General features: G+C 44.5%; 9 protein-coding genes. 2 read left to right on the top strand and 7 right to left on the bottom strand.

Going from position 1 to position 21056, the window contains the following annotated elements; genetic code table 11:
• Window positions 1–51: 51 nt before the first annotated feature.
• Window positions 52–1215 carry a sporulation protein YhbH gene (gene yhbH / locus NYE35_RS08885; RefSeq protein WP_036684553.1) on the top strand — a complete coding sequence of 388 codons (1164 nt, stop codon included), beginning with the start codon at window positions 52–54 and terminating at the stop codon, window positions 1213–1215.
• Between the two features lie 775 nt (window positions 1216–1990).
• Here yhbH and NYE35_RS08880 read toward each other — a convergent pair.
• The 6 genes from NYE35_RS08880 to NYE35_RS08855 all read right to left on the bottom strand — a co-directional run bounded on the left by NYE35_RS08880 (window position 1991) and on the right by NYE35_RS08855 (window position 10443).
• Window positions 1991–3496 carry an alpha-glucosidase/alpha-galactosidase gene (locus NYE35_RS08880; RefSeq protein WP_076103979.1) on the bottom strand — a complete coding sequence of 502 codons (1506 nt, stop codon included), beginning with the start codon at window positions 3494–3496 and terminating at the stop codon, window positions 1991–1993.
• Between the two features lie 121 nt (window positions 3497–3617).
• Window positions 3618–4547: an AraC family transcriptional regulator gene (locus tag NYE35_RS08875; RefSeq protein WP_094903395.1), complete on the bottom strand. Its 930-nt coding sequence runs from the start codon at window positions 4545–4547 to the stop codon at window positions 3618–3620.
• Window positions 4548–4699: 152 nt separating this feature from the next.
• Window positions 4700–6754: a methyl-accepting chemotaxis protein gene (locus tag NYE35_RS08870; protein WP_341120697.1), complete on the bottom strand. Its 2055-nt coding sequence runs from the start codon at window positions 6752–6754 to the stop codon at window positions 4700–4702.
• A 97-nt stretch (window positions 6755–6851) separates the two neighbouring features.
• Complete coding sequence (locus NYE35_RS08865; protein ID WP_036684372.1) at window positions 6852–7694, bottom strand: sugar ABC transporter permease; 843 nt, start codon at window positions 7692–7694, stop codon at window positions 6852–6854.
• Entirely contained in the window at window positions 7691–9004 is a 1314-nt protein-coding gene (locus NYE35_RS08860; protein ID WP_036684375.1) for a sugar ABC transporter permease, read from the bottom strand. Before NYE35_RS08860 ends, NYE35_RS08865 begins: the two co-directional genes overlap by 4 nt.
• 107 nt (window positions 9005–9111) lie before the next feature.
• Window positions 9112–10443 (bottom strand): sugar ABC transporter substrate-binding protein, encoded by a 1332-nt coding sequence (locus NYE35_RS08855; protein ID WP_341120694.1) that lies wholly within the window; start codon window positions 10441–10443, stop codon window positions 9112–9114.
• An 842-nt stretch (window positions 10444–11285) separates the two neighbouring features.
• Between NYE35_RS08855 and NYE35_RS08850 the strand changes: the two genes are divergently transcribed.
• The gene (locus NYE35_RS08850) at window positions 11286–13031 is read left to right on the top strand and encodes an alpha-glycosidase (protein WP_341120692.1); all 1746 of its coding nucleotides are present in this window, start codon (window positions 11286–11288) and stop codon (window positions 13029–13031) included.
• Window positions 13032–13189: 158 nt separating this feature from the next.
• Here NYE35_RS08850 and NYE35_RS08845 read toward each other — a convergent pair whose 3' ends face one another.
• On the bottom strand, window positions 13190–21016 hold the full coding sequence (locus tag NYE35_RS08845; protein ID WP_341120690.1) for a pullulanase: 7827 nt from the start codon (window positions 21014–21016) through the stop codon (window positions 13190–13192).
• Between the last annotated feature and the right edge of the window lie 40 nt (window positions 21017–21056).

Below are 21056 nucleotides of genomic sequence, written 5' to 3'. Positions count from 1 at the left end.
TTGCAAAAGATTCCTTCAAACAACATTCATATTCCATGGGAGGTGGTCATCCTGTCGCAATCATCCGGTCCCTTTTCCTTCGTAGTCTCAAAAGAAGATTGGTCCCTTCATCGTAAAGGTCATCAGGATCAGGAACGCCATCAGCAAAAGGTCAGAGAAGCCATCAAGGATAATTTGCCTGACCTCGTTACCGAAGAGAATATTATTTTGTCAGGCGGTAAGCAGATTGTGAAGGTTCCGATTCGCAGTCTGGATGAATACCGGATTATTTATAACTTCCGTAAACAGAAGCATGTAGGACAGGGGGACGGAGAAAGCCAGGTCGGAGATGTGCTTGGGCGCGATTCACAATCGGCACAGCCAGGCAAAGGAGAAAAAGCAGGCGATCAGCCCGGTCAAGACACCGTGGAAGCAGAGGTCAATCTGGAAGACCTGGAGGACATTCTATTTCAGGATATGGAATTACCACATTTGAAGCCTAAGAATAAGGAAGAGATCGAGGTCAAATCCATTATTTTTAACGATATTCGTAAAAAAGGGATGATGTCCAACATCGATAAAAAACGTACGCTGCTGGAGAATCTTCGGCGCAATGCAAGCAGCGGCAATCCCGGCATCCACAGTATCAGCCCAGATGATCTGCGCTACAAAACATGGGATGATATTAGAACCCCTCATTCCAATGCGGTCATTATTGCCATGATGGATACGTCAGGTTCGATGGGTTCTTTTGAAAAATACTGCGCCCGCAGCTTCTTCTTCTGGATGACCCGTTTTCTGCGCCGCCAGTATGAGAAGGTAGAGATTGTCTTTCTCGCCCACCATACGGAGGCTAAGGAAGTCAGTGAGCATGATTTCTTCACCCGTGGCGAAAGCGGGGGAACGATTTGTTCCTCAGCATATCAGCGAGCGATTGAAATTATCGATAGCCGCTACCCGCCAGCACAGTACAATATTTATCCATTTCACTTCTCCGATGGTGATAATCTCACCTCCGACAACGAACGTTGTGTGAAGCTGATCGGAGAACTGCTGAAACGAAGCAATATGTTCGGCTACGGTGAGGTGAATCAATACAATCGTAGCAGTACCTTAATGTCAGCTTATCGCCACCTGAAACATGAACAATTCATGCATTATGTCATTAAAGACAAAAAAGAAGTGTATCAGGCGCTGAAGACCTTCTTTAGTCCAAAGGGTACGGTTAATTCTTAATGCCCCACTCCAAAACGCGGGTGTCCCAAAAGCCAAGAATGGCTGATGGGACATCCGCGTTTTTGGCGTTGCTCCTTCTTGAACAAAACAACAAACTTCGTAAATTGCGTCATCTGGGTCCGTAGGCATCGGGGATGGGCAAATAGCGTCATCTGGGTCCGCAAGATCAGGGGATACGCAGAATAGTATGTAGGGCAACTTTGGAATTACTGGGGGATCGGCGCATTCGGACACAGATGACCTTATAAGTAGCTTTAGCGCACATTTGGATTGCTATCGGACCCCATAGCTACTATTAGCACGAAAAACACCAAAAACGAGCTTCATTCTGAGCAATAGCTGCACTGGAGTCCGATAATACGCTCCAAAGGCGATAAATTTGCAAATAGGGTCATCTGGGTCCGCAAGTATCGGGGATGGGCAAATTGCTCATCTGAGTCCGTAAATATCAAAAAATGCGTCAGAATAGTATGTAGGGCAACTGTGTGGGATTACTGTAGCGCTCGGCGCTACGGTATAGATTAAAAAATAAGCCAGTGAAATTAAACTAACTTTCTTTTTTCAGTTACATAATAACTCCTACTATACACCTAATTTCACAATTTGGATCGGTACCGATAAACTTGTACTCCCCACCCATGTCAGCTTGTTTTCGTAAGCTATGACTGCTGTTTTGTTTTTCCCCCGCTTAGATTTCCACCATGCAAATAACCTCCAATCCCAAACTCTGGAATGTGGAGGTTATTTATATTTAAAAAGCGTTCACCTCTACACCCTAATGAACCTTCTCTCTATCCTTGCCTTTATCAGACTCACCAGCATTTTTGTTCGCTGCTTCCCGGTCCTGCATCATCTCATCCACCGTCTTCACCTTCAGGCGAGCAGCGCCCTCGTTGTTAGCGTTCGTTGGGATAAGCTCTCCTGAAGCCAAACGTTCCTTGGCCTTAGCAATAGCTTCGCTGTATTGAGGCAGCCACTGTTCCCCTGCGACGAGCATCTCATCGACCATCTGCCAGATTTCTTTTGGATTACATACGGCACCAACGAGTGGGTCCATCATAAATGCCTGACGCAACAGCTTATCATCGCCGTGTACAGCTGCTTCAACCGCCAGACGTTGTACTGAAATACTAACGTTGCATACGGCGGCAGGTCCAAGCGGCAATTCGCCTACCAGCGGCATGGAGATCCCGTTCCGGTCTACATATCCCGGTGCTTCGATAATAGCGTCATCTGGCAGATTAGAAATCACGCCATTGTTCACTGTATTAAAATGCCCCCGGTACACTCGTCCCGTTTCCAAGCCTTCTATAATATAAGAGCCGTGCTCTTCCCCGCGATTCTCCTTCGTATACTCCAGTGCCGCGTCTTTCATCCAGTTTGGAAAATCTGTCTCGAACCAATTTCGACCTTCCGTGCAGACACGCAGATAACCACCAGTTTCTCCGTTAATCCAGCTCCCCAGATCGATCCAATCCATAATTTCATCACTGCGTTTACGGTACCATGGCACGTACTCACTTAAGTGTCCATTGGATTCTGTACTATAGTAGCCAAAGCGACGTAACATATCAATGCGCACTTTTTCCGTACGGCTGAATTCCGGATGTTTCTCAAAAGCCTCTAAAAGACCTTCGGTCAGATCCTTCCCCTCATGACTTGCTGAAATATACCAGGTCTGGTGATTGATGCCCGCACAGATAATATCAACTTCGGATTTCTTAAGCCCATACACATCCGCAATTTGTTGGTGCCCATGCTGTACACCATGACATAGACCGATGGTCCGAACACCACCATATTTATTGCAGGCCCAGGTCAGCATAGCCATCGGGTTCGAATAGTTAAGCAAAAGCACATCCGGTGCTGCCATCTCCCTAATATCACGGCAAATATTCAGCATCTCCGCAATTCCGCGTTGCCCGTACATAATACCTCCCGCACACAGAGTATCTCCCACACACTGATCGACTCCGTATTTTAAGGGAATGTCCACATCCGTAGCAAAGGCTTCAAGCCCACCCATCCGAATAGTACAAAATACGTACTTAGCATCCTTCAGTGCTTCTCTGCGATCCGTTGTGGCCTGAATTTGTATATTTAAACCATTCTCCTTAATATCACGCTGGCATAGCTCCGTGACCATCTCCAGATTGTGGCTGTTAATATCCATAAATGAGACTTCGATATTTTTAAATTCCGGTACAGTTAGTAAGTCCCGCAACAATCCACGGGTAAATCCAATGCTGCCTGCCCCTATAAAAGACACTTTAAATGACATGGTTATCATCCTCCGGTAATGAATTGGTTGTTCCTGTCCATTGTAGCAAGGGACCTGAGGAAAGCGTAACCAATATCATGACCTCTTTTGAAAGAAGGTGTCAAAAATCCTAACCTATCTACTAAAAATCATGCTCTTCATAACTCCAGGCGTGACGCTCAATGGAATTGCGGAATTCTACAGGCGTGCAATCGGCGTATTTTTTAAAAAGAAGGTGAAAATATTGCCTGCTGCTAATTCCTACGTAATCTGCAATTTCAGCAATCGGGATGTCGCTCTGCCCAAGCAGCATCTTCGCCTTCTCCATTCGCAGCATATTCAAGTAATCGCTGAGTGTCCGACCCGTATGGCTCTTAAAAATTCGATGTAAATATCCGGGATGCAGATTAACTGCGGCTGCGATGTCCTTAACCTGAATGTTCTGGTCATAGTTCTGATGCAGAAATTCGATGCTCCGGCGCACATAAAGCTGCGAGGGCTGTTGGCTGGTATGAAGCTGCTCTTGCCGAAGTCTGGATAATCGCAACAGAAGCTCACAAAATAATAAATCAACCATACTTCCCCCCTTCCCGCCGCTCTGATCAAGCTCTAACACAAGTCCCTTTAGAACATGATAGATTTCCTCCGGATCAGGCATTACTAAACTGGAAAAAGGAAGCTGCAGCATTTCTGCGAGCGCCGTTTCTTCACGGGCTAGCTTGCCGACAGAGGGTGCAACCCCTCTATATTCCATGAAGCCAAATTCCACATTTAGCATCCGACAAGGTGCCCCCTCTTCAACAATCAGCCTATGCGGAACATTCGCGTCTAGGATGATCAATTCTCCCCGCTTCAGCCGAACTCTCTCTTCTCCTCCTGAGCTTGGACGGACATCTACGATACAACTCCCTGAGATCAAATACATGATTTCCGTTGAATTATGCTGATGGTAAGACATATTGTAGTTATTCCACTGTTTATAATAGTAAGCAAAAAAATGAGGACTATAATCTCCCTCGATTAAAACCTGCTGAAAAAGACTCCCGCTAGGACTCAGATTTAAGTTCGTCAATGGATCACTACTTTCTTCATTTATTACTTAATACAAGTGTATCCCTTTAGCCACTTCGAAGACAAGATAACCTCCGATAGCGATCAAATCAACAAAAACGAGCAACTCTCCACTATACTGGAAAATTGCTCGTCTCTATTAGAATATTATTGTCATACTTGAAAAGAAACCAAAGAGTGCTTGAGATCCGCTGCCAAGCCCTCCAGCTTTTCCGATAAGGCAACCAATTCCTCACTAACCGTAAATTGCTGAGATGACATAGAAGCTACCTCCTCCGTCGAAGCTGTGGTCTGCTGGACAATGGAGCTGACGCTGGCCATGGATTCACCAAGTTGACGCTGGAACTCAATCAATTCGAGGACAGAAGCAGAAGATTCACTAATATGTCTCATGAAATGTTCCATTTCCTCTTTGACACTCGCAAATATCGTTGACGACTCTCTTACAGAAGAGATTTGTTCACGGAACTTAGGAGCGGCTTCATTGATATCCTTAACGGTGTTCTCGATATGTAGACCAATCTCTTCCGTGATCTTGGAGACCGATTGAATCGACTCATTCGACTGGTTAGCGAGCTGCCTGATTTCATCAGCAATCACTATGAACCCTCTTCCGGCCGCACCTGCCCTAACTGCTTCTATGGTAGCATTTAGCGCCAAAATATTGGTTTGCTTATTCACGGCAATCATAGGGCTGAGAATACTGCGAATTAAATGGGTGCTTTCTCTGAGCTTAGTAGAATTATCTTGAATTCGATTGATCATCTCTACCGTAGACTCACTTTGTTCTACTAGCAGCTTCATCAGCTCTGTACCTTGATTGCTAACCTCAATGACCCGTTCTGCTGAATGGTCCATCACTGTATTTATTTCCGTCACTTCACTCATTTTGCTGCCGATAATCTCAACATTGTGATAACTGCGTTCGGCTTCAACAGCGAGGCTGGCTGACCCCGCTGCAATCTCACCGGTAGCGGTCGCAACCTCTCTGGCATGGAGGGAGATTGTACTTGATGCTTGTACTAATTGTTCCGAAGTAAGGAGGACTTCATCTGCCGAATTCCCGCTCTGCCTTGCAAGCAAAGAGATCTGCTCCATCATTTTGTTGAAGCTGTGACCCAAGCGGCCAATCTCGTCCTTGCCCTTAAAATGGGTTCGTACCTGTAGGTTCCCATGCTCTCCTTCTTCCATCAAGACTGCCAGCTTACCCAGCGGACGCCCTACCAAACGAACAAGAATATAACCGATTAGTAGTGCTATTAAGGCTGCCGCTAGCACCACAGAAAATGTAATATATAAAAGCTTGTCCGCAGACTTGGTAAAATCACTGACGGGAGCATACCCCATAAGCGTCCACTTGGCAGTAGCCAAGGGCTGGTATACAACAAGCTGAGAACTTCCGTTCTCATCCTCCGCTGTAAATGAATGATTCTGCTCTTTACCTTGTTCTTCTGAAACTTTTATGTAAGAGGGTTGACCCAGCTTAGCTTGATCCACACCATACACAATGCTGCCATCCGCACTCAAGATACGAATTTCACCGGTCATCCCAATCTGAAGGTTAGACAGCATTTCAGTCATGGCCTTCCCTTTCACTTCGATTAGCATGTAATACTCCGCTTCGGGATGTACAAGATTACGCAGCAATCTCCCCATAGTTAAGGATGGCTCAGTATAAGCATCAAAAAAGCCTTTCTCACGAACGGGAAACCAGACTGGCTCTCCTTTAGCTGCGGCAATTTGCTCTAATCTTGCGGAAATGCCTTCATCACTACGAATCCCACTTATACCGGTAGATTTATAAGATTCTGATTCTACCAAGCTCTTGGATACCAGCCTGACACCATACATCCGCTCATCAGACCCTTTTACCAAGTCCAGCTTTCTGCGAATCCGTTCTTCAGCACCCGCTTTGGCCACAGTTGTAAGCTCGCCACTATTTATTTTTTCTAAATCACCCTTTAACACAGAGTCGAGTGCAAACTGCCTTGATAGTGCCTCATACTCTGCCAGCACAAAATCCAGCTTGTCCGCTGCCTGAACTACAGATTGTGTGGAGGCTGCAGCAACCTCATTCGTAATGATATTTTTGGCGGCAAAATAGGAAGTTAATCCTAGCACAGAGGATAAGAGAACTATAGAACTAAATAAAATAACGAACAGTTTAACTCCAACAGATTTAAAATATAGAGTCCAGGACTTTTTCATTAAGTTCACTCCCCATGACGAAATAAGGGTACAGCCCTCCATTTCTGTATAAAGGCTGTACCCTGATTATTTATTAGCATGAAGCGAGCGAATGGGTTTACCCCTTACTAGCTCCTGCTGTCAAGCCATCTACTAGCAGACGTTGCAAGAATACAAACAAAATCATAATTGGAATGGAGATCAAAACCGCACCCGCAGAGAACAAGGTAAAGTTCGTGTTTTGGTTCGTGTTAACCATATCCCACATTCCGACTGCGACCGTCCAGTTCTCCTTCGTCCGCAAAATAAGTCTGGCGAAAATGAAATCCACCCAAGGACCAACAAACTGAGTCAGCGCCATGTAAGTGATCATAGGACGTGACAAGGGTAAGATGATCCGCATAAATATCCCGAAATTACTCGCCCCATCTATTCGAGCCGCCTCATCCAAAGAACGAGGAATCGTATCCAGGAACCCTTTAGCGATAAAGGTCCCACCCAGCGGTGCCCCAGCCGCATAAACGATAATTAACGCAATATGTGTATCCAGCAAATTAAACTCTTTAAGCAGCATATAAATAGCGATCATACTCATAAAACCAGGGAACATACCAAGAATCAATACGGTGGATAACGCTGTTTTACGCGCTTTAAACCGGAATCTGGATACGGCATAACTGGTTAACAAAGTAAGAACTACCCCGATAAGCATCGAGAACACAGCTATTTTCAAGGTATTGGCATACCAAGTCCCAAACATATAGCTGGGTGATGTGAACAATTCTCTGTAATGTGATAAAGTGAATTGCTCGGGAATAAACGTTTTGCTGTACAATGATTTACCAGGTCGGAAGGAAGCTAAGAGAATCCAAAGGGCAGGATAGAGTGCAGCTATCGACAAAGCAATCAAGATAATATAACTACCTGCTAAGCGAATAATGTTCGCGACTTTTCTGCTCATTGGATCATATCCTCCTCTTTAAATGACTTCGTCCGGCGGTAATTGTACAGGGAGAATGAAGCGACAATGATAAAGATAATAATCCCTATTGCCGAAGCCATGTTGTTTTTATTCTGATCAAGCGTTAATTTGTATAACCAGGTTACTAGCAAGTCCGTAGAACCGGCATATTGATAGTCACCATTTACCGGACTACCCCCAGTTAATAGGAAGATTGCGTTAAAGTTGTTGATGTTACCTGCAAACTGCGTAATCAAGGTTGGTGCTGTGGAGAACAATACCATCGGCAACGTTACGATACGGAACTTTTGATAACCCGATGCTCCATCCACCTCAGCAGCTTCATACATATCCCGTGGGATAGTAGTCAGAACGCCCATGATAAGCAGCATAGAAACAGGAATACCTACCCACATATTAACGATAATTACGGTAACCTTAGCCCAGAATGGGTCAGTCAGCCACGGTAATCCATCCAATCCAAAATACCCCATGTATTGATTGATAGGCCCGAATTGACCGTTAAATAAGTTGCGCATGAGCAGAAGCGAGATTAACTGTGGCACCGCGTAAGGCACAATCAGAATTACTCTCCACATTCCTTTGAAGCGAATGCCCTTCTGACTCACCAGCAAAGCGACCAACAGTCCTCCGAAGTATGTAGTAATGGTTGAAAGAACTGCCCATATAATTGTCCATGTTAATACACCATAAAAAGTGTGGCTCCATGTCTTAAGGACCAATAAATTACGAAAGGTCTGAAATCCAACCCAGTCCACCAATTTGGCGGGTGGAAGATGATCAGGTGCGGAATAGTTCGTAAAGGCCAACAGGATCATGAAGATAATTGGCATAATCGTAAAGAATAGAACACCAATGCCCGGCAAGACTAGAAACGCTTGAGCAAACTTGTAATCCAGGATATAACGAACACTTTGTTTAAAAGTGTTTGCCTGAAGACCGTTATCACGTTTTTCTCCAATCTTGTAAGCATCTCTGATATTCAAATACCACGCGATAATCAATAGAATAAGAATAAGGATGGTGATCAAGCTTTGGATCATAATATAAATCGAGTGATCACCGGTAACCATCTTGGCGATCCCCTTCACTTTAACCAGACGACTCGGATTCTCTCCTAGTGTTACAATGCCCCATAAGGAGTTGGCAAGATTCTCAATAAAATAAAAAACGGCTACAGCTTCTACGGCTAAATATAATATTCCTTTAACGAATTGGCGGTTATATATTTGTCCCAATCCCATAAAAATCGTCGACAGTATTGCGGCCCTCGTGCGATGTCGTTGCATTTCGCTTCCGTTCTCCTCTCCGAGTGAAAATAAGAAGCTGCCAGCCGCTAAACATGCGGCGGGCAGCTTGATTCACTGTATGCTGTTAAGACAGTGAATTATGATCCTTATTGAGATGCACTGTTATTCAAATCTTTGATTTGTTGTACAGCTTTGTCCATTGCTGCTTTTGGATCCCCATTTTTATCCCAAATTTCTGGAAGGGCAGCATTTACTGGACTCCATACGTTACCCATTTCAGGGATAGAAGGCATCGGTTGGGAGTTCTTAGCTTGTTCTGCAAAAACGGACACATAAGGATCGCTAGAGATCTGTGGATCAAGAAGCGCCTCGTTGTTTGTAGGAACCGAACCAATCGTTTTGTTCAGTAACAGCTGAGCGTCTTTGCTTGAAGCAAAATTCGCATACAATTTAGCAGCATTCGGATATTGAGTAAACGAGTTAACTGCGAAAATTTTAATACCAGAGAATGTAATTGCTGTTTTGCCATTCACTGTAGGGATTGGAGCAATACCAAGGTTGTCACCAAGAGCTTCTTTGTATCCTCCAAGCTCCCATGGACCTGTGATATCCATAGCTACATCACCAGAGTTGAACAAGCTGCGTTTGATATCACTGTTGATATCACCACTCTTAATTGGCAATGCTTCCTTCAATTTCACAAATTCTTTAAGTCCTGCAATTGCGCCATCGTTAGCAAGACCGATATCATCTTTATCCGTACCATCCTTACCGAAGAGGTATCCGCCATCGGATGCGATAAACATGTAGTTGAAGTACAAGTTTCCTACTTCCCACATAATTCCATATCTATTTTTCGATTTATCCGTGAATGTTTTGCTGAATGCAAGAACATCATCGAATGATTTAGGTGCTTCTTTAACAAGCGATTTATTGTAGAACAATGCATAAGTTTCTGCTGCTCTTGGGTAACCATACAATTCGCCTTCGTACGAAGATCCGATAATCGAAGCTTCAGTATTGTTAGCTTTTGTTTCTTCACCGAAAACATCGTTAGGAAGAACCAAGCTCGCGCTTGCCGCTTTACCTAAGTTATCGTGAGGGATAAGAATAACGTCTGCCGCTAATCCTGAAGGACCATCTTGAGTAAGCTTAGTTACTTGATCCGGGGGTGCCAATTCTTCAACCTTGACTGGAACGTTATATTTTGCTGTGAACTGTTTAGCAATCTCATCTGCAAAAGGTCTTTCTTCTTTACTTTCCCATACCACTAGAGTTGCGCCATCTTCAGGTACGATTTCATCTGTTACTGCTGCATCTGTGCTCTCTGGCGCTGCAGTCTCTGTTGTAGCGTTGTTAGTAGCTTTTGCTGCGTTGTTGCCCCCGTTATTCGTACTGTTGTTGTTCGAACCGCATGCTGTAACGGACAGAGCCATTGAGAAAGCTGCGGTGATAACCATCATTTTTTTCAATTTCATTACTTTAACCCCTCCCAATTTTTAAAAACGTAAGATGGAAAATAGTAGTGCTGCAATCTGCGCAAACGATTTCAGAAAGGCTAAAAAAAAAGTTCTTCTTTTAGCTTGCTCCTTCTGTATCTGCATTTCACAGGTAAGAAAGCGCTTCATTCATGAGTACATCATACAACAGTAACGATTGTTTTTAAAAACGTTTGCATATACTGTATTGGGTCATTTTCCATTAATTGATATACATTATAGGCATATATCTCCATTTTTCACATGATATCTTTTAATTAGTCGATAATTCATGTGTTTAATATTGGAATATCTATTTTATTTGCCCCTAATATGCCACATTTTCTCTATTTCAAGAGATTTCTCATAAATTAACGTTCACAATGCTCGTTTACTTTAGTGAAATTTAGTGCAATGGTTTGAACAAGAGTATTGAAAGCCCTTTTATTCCATGCTATAATCCAAAACGTTAAGAGGCTGTCCAGCATGAAGCACAACATCTCTTGTCTGCCTCCTGTTCTATACAATTAAAAGGCAATGTTACTAATCAAAGGTACAACCTCGGGCAAGCTACTTCGCGGTGGCTGTGCCTCTTTGTTATGTGCTACTCTGCTACTGATTTAGTGCATGTTGCATAAAAAACTGTGCAACCAATAACAATAGCGACATTCTACATTCCACGCGCTCTGTGGAGTATCGTCCGGGAATAGTTTATGCTTTCGATGCGGTTTTGCCGAAGTGTCCGAGGAAGTAGCGCTAACAAAACTTAGCCTATGCTTTCGATGTGGTTTTGCCGAAGTGTTCGAGGAAGTAACGCTAACAAAACTTTAGGAGGATTTATCATGTTACTGGAAGCAGTGTATCATCGTCCGCGGTTAAATTGGTCTTATGCCTATAATGAAAGTACGATTCACCTGCGTCTGCGCGCTAAAAAAGGGGATTTAACCGAAGTGTTCGCCTTTGCTGGAGATAAATACGCTTGGGATACCACAAAAGAACTAATTCCCATGACCCTCTTCACCTCCGATGCTATGTTTGACTATTGGGAATGTGCTTCAGTACCTCTCTACCGCCGCTTGAAATACGGCTTCTTACTTCAAAAAGATAACGAACGAATTTGGATGACCGAAAGTGACTTTCAAACGGTGCGGCCGGAAAACCCAAACAAGCTGTTCGAATTCCCCTTCATTAACCGCGTTGATGTATTCGCTCCGCCTGCCTGGGTAAAGGACGCTGTTTTTTATCAGATCTTCCCAGAACGCTTTGCAAATGGTGACCCGAGCCTTGATCCGGAAAATGTTCAGCCATGGGGCTCCGAACCAACACCAACCAATTTTTTTGGCGGCGACCTGCAAGGGGTTATTGATCATTTAGATCATCTTAACGAGCTTGGGATCACTGCTATTTATTTCACACCTATCTTTGATGCAACTACTAATCACAAATACGATACAGAAGACTATATGAAAGTCGATCCGCATTTTGGAGATATTGAGACTTTAAAAAAGCTCGTCGATAGCTGCCATAAACGTGGGATTCGTGTCCTGCTAGATGCCGTATTCAATCATTCTGGCAGAACCTTTGCCCCTTTTGTGGATGTTCAAGAAAAAGGAGAGGCTTCCGCCTTTAAAGATTGGTTCCATATTCGCAAGTTTCCACTTCAAATTGAAAACGGTGTCCCTACTTATGACACCTTTGCTTTTGAACCGCTAATGCCAAAGCTAAACACAGAACATCCTGAAGTTAAACAATACTTACTGAAAGTCGCAGAATACTGGATCAAAGAAGTTGGGATCGATGGCTGGCGTCTGGACGTTGCCAATGAAGTGGATCATGATTTCTGGCGGGACTTCCGCAAGGTGGTTAAACGTGCTAATCCTGAGGCTTACATATTGGGAGAAATCTGGCATGAATCTGCACCTTGGCTAGAAGGCGATAAATTTGATGCCGTTATGAACTATCCTTTCACTGACGCTGTCCTTGACTTCTTTGTGCATGGCACTCTTGATGCTGAAGAATTCGCTAATTCCATTGGCAAACAGTTATCGCGCTATCCGCTGCAGGCAAGTGAAGTTGCTTTTAATCTGCTGGACAGCCACGATACTCCACGACTGCTTACGCTGGCTGCTGGAGACAAAAACAAGATGCGATTAGCGGCACTGTTCCAATTCACCTTTATGGGCACTCCCTGCATCTATTACGGTGACGAGATCGGCATGGACGGTGAAGGTGACCCTGGTTGCCGCAAATGCATGGAGTGGAACCCTGAAAAGCAGGATCGTGAGCTCTTCGAGTTCTATCGTCAGCTTATTCAAATACGCAACGATCACCCTGCTCTCCGCACAGGTACATTTACCTTCCTTGAGGCAGGACAACAAGGCAGCAAGCTAGCCTATGAGCGCCGACTGGATCTGCAGACAATTGTCGTACTAATCAACAGTGAAGAGACCGCTCAGACCTTCCGTATTGACGTAGACGAGCGGGATTGGGAGAACTTGTTTACAGGCGAAACACTGCGCACAGAACGCAGCAAGCTGATCGTGAAGATGCCAGCCTATGGATTCACTATCCTAAAGGCAATCATCTAAAAGGTTTCTTTCCACTGCTCAGCCATACAGCATAACAAAACAGGGTATCTCGCAAGCGATAATCGCTTCGGGATACCCTGTTTTCTTTTGGAGAATACTAAAATGCTAACCGCTGCTCAAACTAAGGGGTGCCAGAATTCAGCACACTTTAGTTTAGCCTACTTGCTCAGCAGCGTATAAATAACCTGTGCGCTTTCTGCGCGGGTCATCCATGCTTTTGGAGCGAATCGATTGTTCTCTCGGCCTTGCAGGAGTCCTAAGTCTGCTGCAGTCTTCACATAGGCTTCCGCCCACTTGCTAATACTTGAAGCGTCAGTAAATGCCGTAGAGGCTGCTACAGGTTCAAGCTTCTTGCCAGACTTCACTTCAAGTGCGCGGATCGCCATAACAGCCATTTCCTCACGGGTAATTGATGCATTCGGCGCAAAAATATTATTACTCCGTCCACTAACAATACCCAGCTTAGCAGCTGTGGCTACATATGAGGCATACCATGCATCTGACCTGATGTCAGTAAACAGGACCTGCCCTTCCGCTTTTAAGCCAAGTGCACGTACTAGTAGTGCTGTAAATTCCGCACGGCTAACATTACTTTTCGGATCAAACTCAGAGGTAGTGACCCCTGACACGATTTGTTTGGCGGCAAGTGATTGAATCGCCTTAAATGCCCAATAGGTTGCAGGAACATCTTTGAACGACTTATCGATTTCAAGCACAGCATACTTACTGAAGTGTGTGACTTGTGCCGTGATCACCTCTCCATTCAGCTGTCCTCCCACGTACTCTAACCCGCCATTATCACTTAAATAATAGATTCCGATTAAGTCTTTGTTGAATTGCCCTTTAATCTTGAATGAGATCGTAATCGGCTCATCGAACTGCTTAATTACAATCCGAGTACCGTCTTTCATCAGCACGCTAAGTCTGAATTCAAATACATCGGAAAGAGAGCTAACATGAGCACTATCATTGTTTAAACCGTCTACTATGGCTTTCGCAGCAGACTGCGCCAGTGGGTTCAGTTCAAGCAAGATTTGGGCACCTACCCCATCAATACCTGAAGCTAAACTTGGCATTGTACTTAAAAGCTGGCTAGGGATAGTAACTAACAGATCTCCCATTTTAAACACAAGATCATCAGTTCCTAGTATTTGTGCAGCTTGTAAAGGTAAGCGTACCGCTGTCTTACCGGCAGCAACATCAATTTGCACCTTGCCTTCTTTACCATTCTTCAAGCTATCCTCATTCACAACCTGAGTATCCGCTGGCGGTGTAGGGCTAGGGTTAACAACAACTCCAGAGGTTGGTGCCGCTGTAGCTTCTGGCGTTGGTGTCACCTCAGGCGAAGGTGTTACTTCTGGTGTCGACGTTGGTGTCGGTGTTGGCGTCGACGTTGGCGTCGGTGTTGGCATCGACGTTGGTGTCGGCGTTGGTGTCGGTGTCGGTGTTGGCGTCGACGTTGGTGTCGGCGTTGGTGTCGGCGTTGGCGTCGATGTTGGTGTCGGCGTTGGCGTCGGCGTTGGCGTCGATGTTGGTGTCGGCGTTGGCGTTGGTGTCGGTGTCGGTGTTGGTGTTGGTGTCGGCGTTGGCGTTGGTGTCGGTATAACATCCGATACCTCAGCCAAAATAACCGTACCTCCATCATCTCTACCTGGCAGATCAATATTTACCTTTTGATCCTCGGAAACCATGTATGTTTTACCGCTGTATTCATCGGTTACCGATGAATTAGCAGCAAACGGTACTGGAATCGTTACAGAACTCTCACTAGTTTTAGTATTGATTACCGTCACTACGTTCTCATCTTCATAAGATTTGTTGAAAGCCAAATAACCTGAATCATCTGAACCTGCGAGCTTCGTGCGCGCACCTTTGGAATACACTTTGGAGTACTTCGCACGGATATTCAACAGCTTTTGATAATGGTCATGTAGTGGCTTCTCTGCCGTCAATTGATCCCAAGGCATATCCTTACGGTTCTCACTGAATTGACCTTCAGACATATTTCCAGCATTGCTGCCTGAATTACCCAGTTCTTCTCCGTAGTATATTACCGGCTGTCCTTTGGCGGTAATTTGCAGAGCTGCAGCAATCTTCAGCTTGCCTTTATCGCCTCCCACATAATCAGACAAGAAACCATTCTCATCGTGACTGCTCAGGAATTGAGCCATCATCTTCGTATTGTCGATCTTCAATTCACGTTCCTGCAGATAAGTATCCACACTGTTTACCTTACCATTTGCAAAATCTCTGGCTGCATCTTTAAATCCAAAATCAAGCAGACCATCCATCTGGCTAGTTTCGAGCATTCCACCATTGTTATCAATGGTTCCACCGAAGTATTCGCCGGTCATTTTGAAGTTTGGATCCATCGCTGTCAGTGCATTTTTAAAGGCTTTCCACGTCGTATCGTCCACGTGTTTGACCGTATCCACACGGAAATAATCAATCGTGTCTCCACGTTCCGTACGTGCGTTGTCTAACCAGCCTGTTTGCCAAGCGATAATTTTTTCACGAACGGCTGGATCTTCCGTCTTGAAATCTGGCAGGAAAGCAAGCTCACCCTTAATTGGATCTGTATCTGCGGATACACCATCCGTGCGCAGCATCCCTTCGAAACGTGCTTTATCCTCAGCTGTAATTGTCGGATAGGTATCCTCAGCTTTCAGACCGTAACCCGTATGATTGAGTACAACGTCAACCATGATCTTGATCCCTTTGTCATGCGCCTTTTCGATCAGCTCCTTGAAGGTGGCCATATCGCCAAGGTGCTCGTCAAGCTTGGTGAAATCTTTTGCCCAATACCCATGGTATCCATATTGTTCGCTGCCAAAGTCAACGCCTTTGTTAAAATCAATATTATCTACGATTGGCGTGATCCATAACGTGTTAATTCCTAGCTCTTGCAAATAATCGAGATTGTCGATCATCCCCCGGAAATCTCCACCATGATAAGCTTCCAGATGATCTTTATTCACATTCTCATTATTCGTTGGGTCACCGTCTTTAAATCGGTCTGTAAGCGCGAAATAAATTCGAGCCTCATCCCAATCAAAATCCAGCTTATCCCCTGTATAGGTTCTTGCTTTTACCTCAAGTGTAGCCTTTTCCTTATGTGCATTGCCGTATTGGTCTACGAGCGTAATCGGAATATCCTTGATGCCCGCTGACACCGTGTCTTCCACAGCAACCGTTTGTTTCAAGAGTTCCGTATCCAGCTTAACTTTGCTAGGGCCCCCAAGATTAGTTAAATCCATATATGCTTCAGAGTAAGTTACTTCTTCCGAAGAGGAAGCGTGGATGGTTACAATAGCATTCTGATTGGATGTGACTGCCTCTGGACTTACGGATGTCGCAATCTTAACGACAGGTTGATGATAATCAATAACAGATTCATCATTCACCGTATTCTTTGGATCTGTAATTTCGGTAGTGACGCCGTCTTTAGTAATCAAGAAAGTATATTTATACATACCTTCTTTTAAATCAGCCAGTGTGTAAGTGAACCACTCGTTAGCCGGATCATAGATCATTGGATACGAAGTGCCGTTCACTTTTACTTTAGCAGCTGTTATTGCGTCCATATTTCCATTACGGAACAAAGCGTCGTCGCGGTATCTGAAAGTAATCGTTCCATCTTTTAAAATAGGGCCGCTAATACTTGGTTTGATATCAAGCTCTTTAACCATACTGGTTACATACACCTTAGTGAATGGTTCACCAGGGGTCAACGGAATAACACGATCGTCTGGGTAGTCTAGTTTCCCCGTGTTCCAATCCGTACCTTTGCGCAGGACAAATCCAACGCTTGTTGCATTCTCAGCAACCTCAATCAGAACGCTCGCTGTGCCATTCTTAAAGGTTGTGAAATCAATCTGGTCATTTTTAGCTCCAGTGTTCCAAACCCAGATATTCCAATCCTTATAGTCCTTATCGCTACGGGTATAAGTGAATTGAACATATCGTTTGTCAGTAACTTTAACGGTGACGGTTGTAGAAATACCCTCATAAGAGATAGTAAGGGTTGCCGTTCCTAGCCCAACCGCTTTGACTAGACCTTTATCAGTTACTGTAGCTACTTCAGGTTTATTGGAGAGGTAAGTAGCCTTCTTAGTAACATTACTTCTGCTATTGTCATCATATTTCGCAAAAACAGCGGTTTGATGCGTATTTCCTGCTGCCAGCGTGTAGCTTGCACTATCTGTTTCCAAAGAGTTCAGCGTAACTGGTGCAGCTTCCTTTTGAATAATCACGGCCGTCAAAGGCTCTAGTGTAATTGAATTTGCTGTCAAAATAAAACCTGACTGCTGTGCAGCCGGTATCGCTGTAACACCAGCTTCATCGTTGTCCACAAGCACCTGACCGCCCGTCAAATCCTCAGATAAGGTCAGTTTTCTAGTTGTGCTGTCACCATTCATGAAGACATAATAGATGCCAGTTCCATCTGTTGCTTTGTTGGAATAGCCGATGACAAGATCGTTATCCTTCATTTCTGGAGCAGGGATCAGGTTAATGTTAGAGTCAACCAAATCCTTATCGCCCAATCGGAAGGCATCCGTTGATTTTCTCAGCTCCATCAGACCCGACGTATATTTTCTTGTCGTGTTCTGTACTGGGAACTTAGATTCATCTGTTGCTTTGGTCCAATCAAACATGTTGACTGCATCCGATGAATCGTAAGAATCATGAATGAAATAGCCGAACGATTGGTTGTTATTGTCGAACATCTCTGTGAATTTATCCTCAGGAATCGTTGTGCCCTTCCACTGCTTAGTCCGCCCATATTCCTGACCGGCATGGATAAAGGCTGTACCTTGAGAAGTTAATACGAGCATATTTCCTAATCTGATCCGCTGCTGAATTTCAAGCTCATTCTCAGCGATATCCGGATCCTTCTTGATCGATTGTGCTATGACATCATGAAGTGTCAGATTATCATGAGCTTCGATATATGGGACGATATCACCCGGATCATCTGCTGGTGTATTCGAAGGTTGAGCTTTGATATTGTCCAGGATTGTAGCGATCGGACGTGCTCCACCTGTAATAAATCTAGGCTGGCCTTCGGAACCATAACCAGACTTCAATTCATTACGGAATTCATCGGAGAAAACACCGACACTATCCGTTTTGTCCATCCAATCCTGATCTGCACCTTGCCCAGCGAGAGAAGGATCAGCCGCGGCGCCGCCGAATGTTCTCCAGCCTTCACCAATAAAGAGTGCCTTCGGATTCACTGCTGCTGCGGCATCATAAGCATGCTGAACAGCATCAGCTGTCGCATCGCCCATCATATCCCAGCGCATTCCATCAATCTTGTACTCTTCAAACCAGTATTTTACCGAATCAACCATCAGCTTCTCAGCCATTTTATGGTTGGTGGCTAAATTGTTGCCGAACCCCCCGATAAAGTTACCGTTTGCATCTTGGAAGGCATAGTAATTAGGTACGATGTCGTTTAAAAATTCTTTTTTAGCCATATGAGTATACACTACGTCCAGAATGACACCCATTCCAGCTTCATGCACGGCATCAATCAAACCTTTTAATTCTTTAATCCGCTCTTCTGGATCGGCAGGGTTCTGTGAATAGGCCCCGTCCGGTGAAAAATAGCTGTGAGGATCATAACCCCAGTTGTATTCATTGTTTTTTGCGGAATAATCCGGCTCTCTAGTCCCCATCTTCGTCTCATCCCCGTAATACCAAGCCATCACAGGAAGCAACTGAACATGCGTTACACCAAGAGATTTAATATAATCAAGTTTCTTTTCAAAAGCGCTATAAGAACCCCATCTTTCCCCACTCAGACTATCCTCGATCGATACATCCGATGTAAAATCTCTCACGTGGACTTCGTAGATGATGGCGTCCTCACGTTTTTCGTAGCCTTTTATATCAGCATACCCAAAGGTATCTGGGTTCGTCTGGCTTAAATCAACAATAGCCGCTTTGCCCACTGTATCCCCGCCAGCACCAGCAGCACCTGTGGTATCCACAGTAAATACCGCCATTGATTTAGCATAAGGATCAAGAACCTTATGGGTTACACCGTCATTCGTTACTTCGTATTGATAAAAGAAGCCCCTTACATCTGTTGCCGTTGTGCCTGTCAAATCAGCTGGCTTCAGCTGGACTGACCAAACCCCTTGCTCGCCGAGCGTTAAAGCAACACTGCCCACTTGCACGTTAGAGTCATTCTTATCGTAAAGATTTACAACGACCGAGCTTGCTTTAGGTGCCCATAATTTCAATGTGGCTGTTTTGTCAGCATTATACGTAGCTCCAAGATCGTCTCCTGTATAATTGTACATTTCATCAAGCATTCTCCAGCCACTTGCTGCTGAGACCGTTTTACCTGAATAGGTAACGCTAAGCGGAACTTTTTCCAGATCAAATGCTTCTGTATCCACTTCGATTGAAGTTTTGCTTGTAAGGGTTACAGCAGTAATCGGGATTGCAGCACCCTCTTTATCCTTAACTGTAATTGCTGTCTTTAAGGCTGCTGGATCCAAACCGTCAGTCAGTGTGAAGCCGAGAAGGATTTTGCTCGTCGACAGCACCTCTGCGGATACTAAGCCAATAGGTGTCTCACCAAACGGAGAAACATAAACATTGTTGTCTCCTTCTTTAACCCATAGCTGATTGTATCGATCCAGCAGGCTAAAGGTTTTATTGTCACCGTCCTTATCACCGTTCGAAGGTTTCATCACAATAAAGCCGATTTTCTTCGCATTCTCAATAAGCGGAACATCAACATATGCACCATAACGATCTGTTTGATCTGCTACAAAAGGAGTAGCTCCAGACGGCCAATTTTCGGATGGGGCTACGACGTCATCCCACAGCCACAGTCCATATTGATCATGATTTGTATCAGCTCTGGTATAGTGAATTCGCACTGTATTAGGAGCAAGTGTAACTGGTTCATACGGTGTTACATCATTTGAACCTTGCTTGATCCAAATTTCATTCGCCTCAGGCGTGTTGATAGTAAAGAGCTTATCGCCTTCATCCTTGGCCTGAGTGACTCGGTTTACCACAAGGAACGAAATTTTCTTAGCTCCATCCTTCACTGGCACGTCAACATAAGCACCATAAGAATCGATTTGCCCTTCAGGAAATGGAGTTGCACCTGTAGGCCAATTTGCGGAAGGGGATTGAACATCATCCCATGTCCATAATCCCTGATTTTCATAGTCACCAGCTGTCCGATTGTAGTGAATACGGATGTGTCCAGCCGGAACAGGAGTAACCTCAACAGGTTCAGAAGGAATTTTATATTCTGCTGTCACACTGCCATCCAGTGGATTAAATTTAAAGGTAACCGGCAGATCTGAAGGAAGACTCAGATTATTAGCAGTTTCGGGATACAATTGATCCCCGGCTTCACCGTCTCCTGGAACAGAAACTTGGTAGGTGTAATCTCCCTTAGGAAGGGTAGCCACCGTACTGTAAACATCATCAAAATCAGGATCAGATAATACGGTAAGTGCTTCTGCCGGCAGGTTTCCTGTCAATCTTGGTAGTTTAGCGGAAGCAATCGGTGTGTAATACGTGGAATCAGCTATTTTATGAGTTAAGTCATTATAATAAAAGGTTACGGCAGTCTCTGTTTCTAGCTTGATATGGATATTCTCCCCATCATTTGTTCCCTGAGGATTGGTGTAACTTGTGAATCCATAGTTCTCATCCCATAAATCATTAAGAGTAACCTTGTAGTTATATTCTCCTGCCGGCAGAGTGCCTGTAAAAGAATATAGGCCATTATCTGAATAGGTCATTTGGGTAACTACTGATGTCTCATCCCAATCCTTACCAGGCGTTTCCGCACCTGTCGATGTAAATTTAGACTGCAGATCCCCAACCAATACAACCTTCGTCGTTGCTGCTGTAACATTAACAGGATGTAGTCCAAGACCAGAGAACACGAGAGCAATAATCATAAAGATCGCAAATGCCCTCTTCCCCCATAAAGTTATTTTCATTTTTGCAAAACCTCCCATAATTATGAATTCCCTTTTTGCA

The organism is Paenibacillus sp. FSL L8-0494 (assembly GCF_038003695.1).
Lineage (GTDB): Bacteria > Bacillota > Bacilli > Paenibacillales > Paenibacillaceae > Paenibacillus_AQ > Paenibacillus_AQ odorifer.
This window is presented reverse-complemented; position numbering and strand designations above follow the sequence as displayed.

Coding starts and splice junctions, on each gene's coding strand:
- NYE35_RS08880 (WP_076103979.1), bottom strand. CDS start 3,496: ATGTCATTTAAAGTGTCTTTTATAGGGGCAGGCAGCATTGGATTTACC.
- NYE35_RS08870 (WP_341120697.1), bottom strand. CDS start 6,754: ATGAAAAAGTCCTGGACTCTATATTTTAAATCTGTTGGAGTTAAACTG.
- NYE35_RS08865 (WP_036684372.1), bottom strand. CDS start 7,694: ATGAGCAGAAAAGTCGCGAACATTATTCGCTTAGCAGGTAGTTATATT.
- NYE35_RS08860 (WP_036684375.1), bottom strand. CDS start 9,004: ATGCAACGACATCGCACGAGGGCCGCAATACTGTCGACGATTTTTATG.
- NYE35_RS08855 (WP_341120694.1), bottom strand. CDS start 10,443: ATGAAATTGAAAAAAATGATGGTTATCACCGCAGCTTTCTCAATGGCT.
- NYE35_RS08850 (WP_341120692.1), top strand. CDS start 11,286: ATGTTACTGGAAGCAGTGTATCATCGTCCGCGGTTAAATTGGTCTTAT.
- NYE35_RS08845 (WP_341120690.1), bottom strand. CDS start 21,016: ATGAAAATAACTTTATGGGGGAAGAGGGCATTTGCGATCTTTATGATT.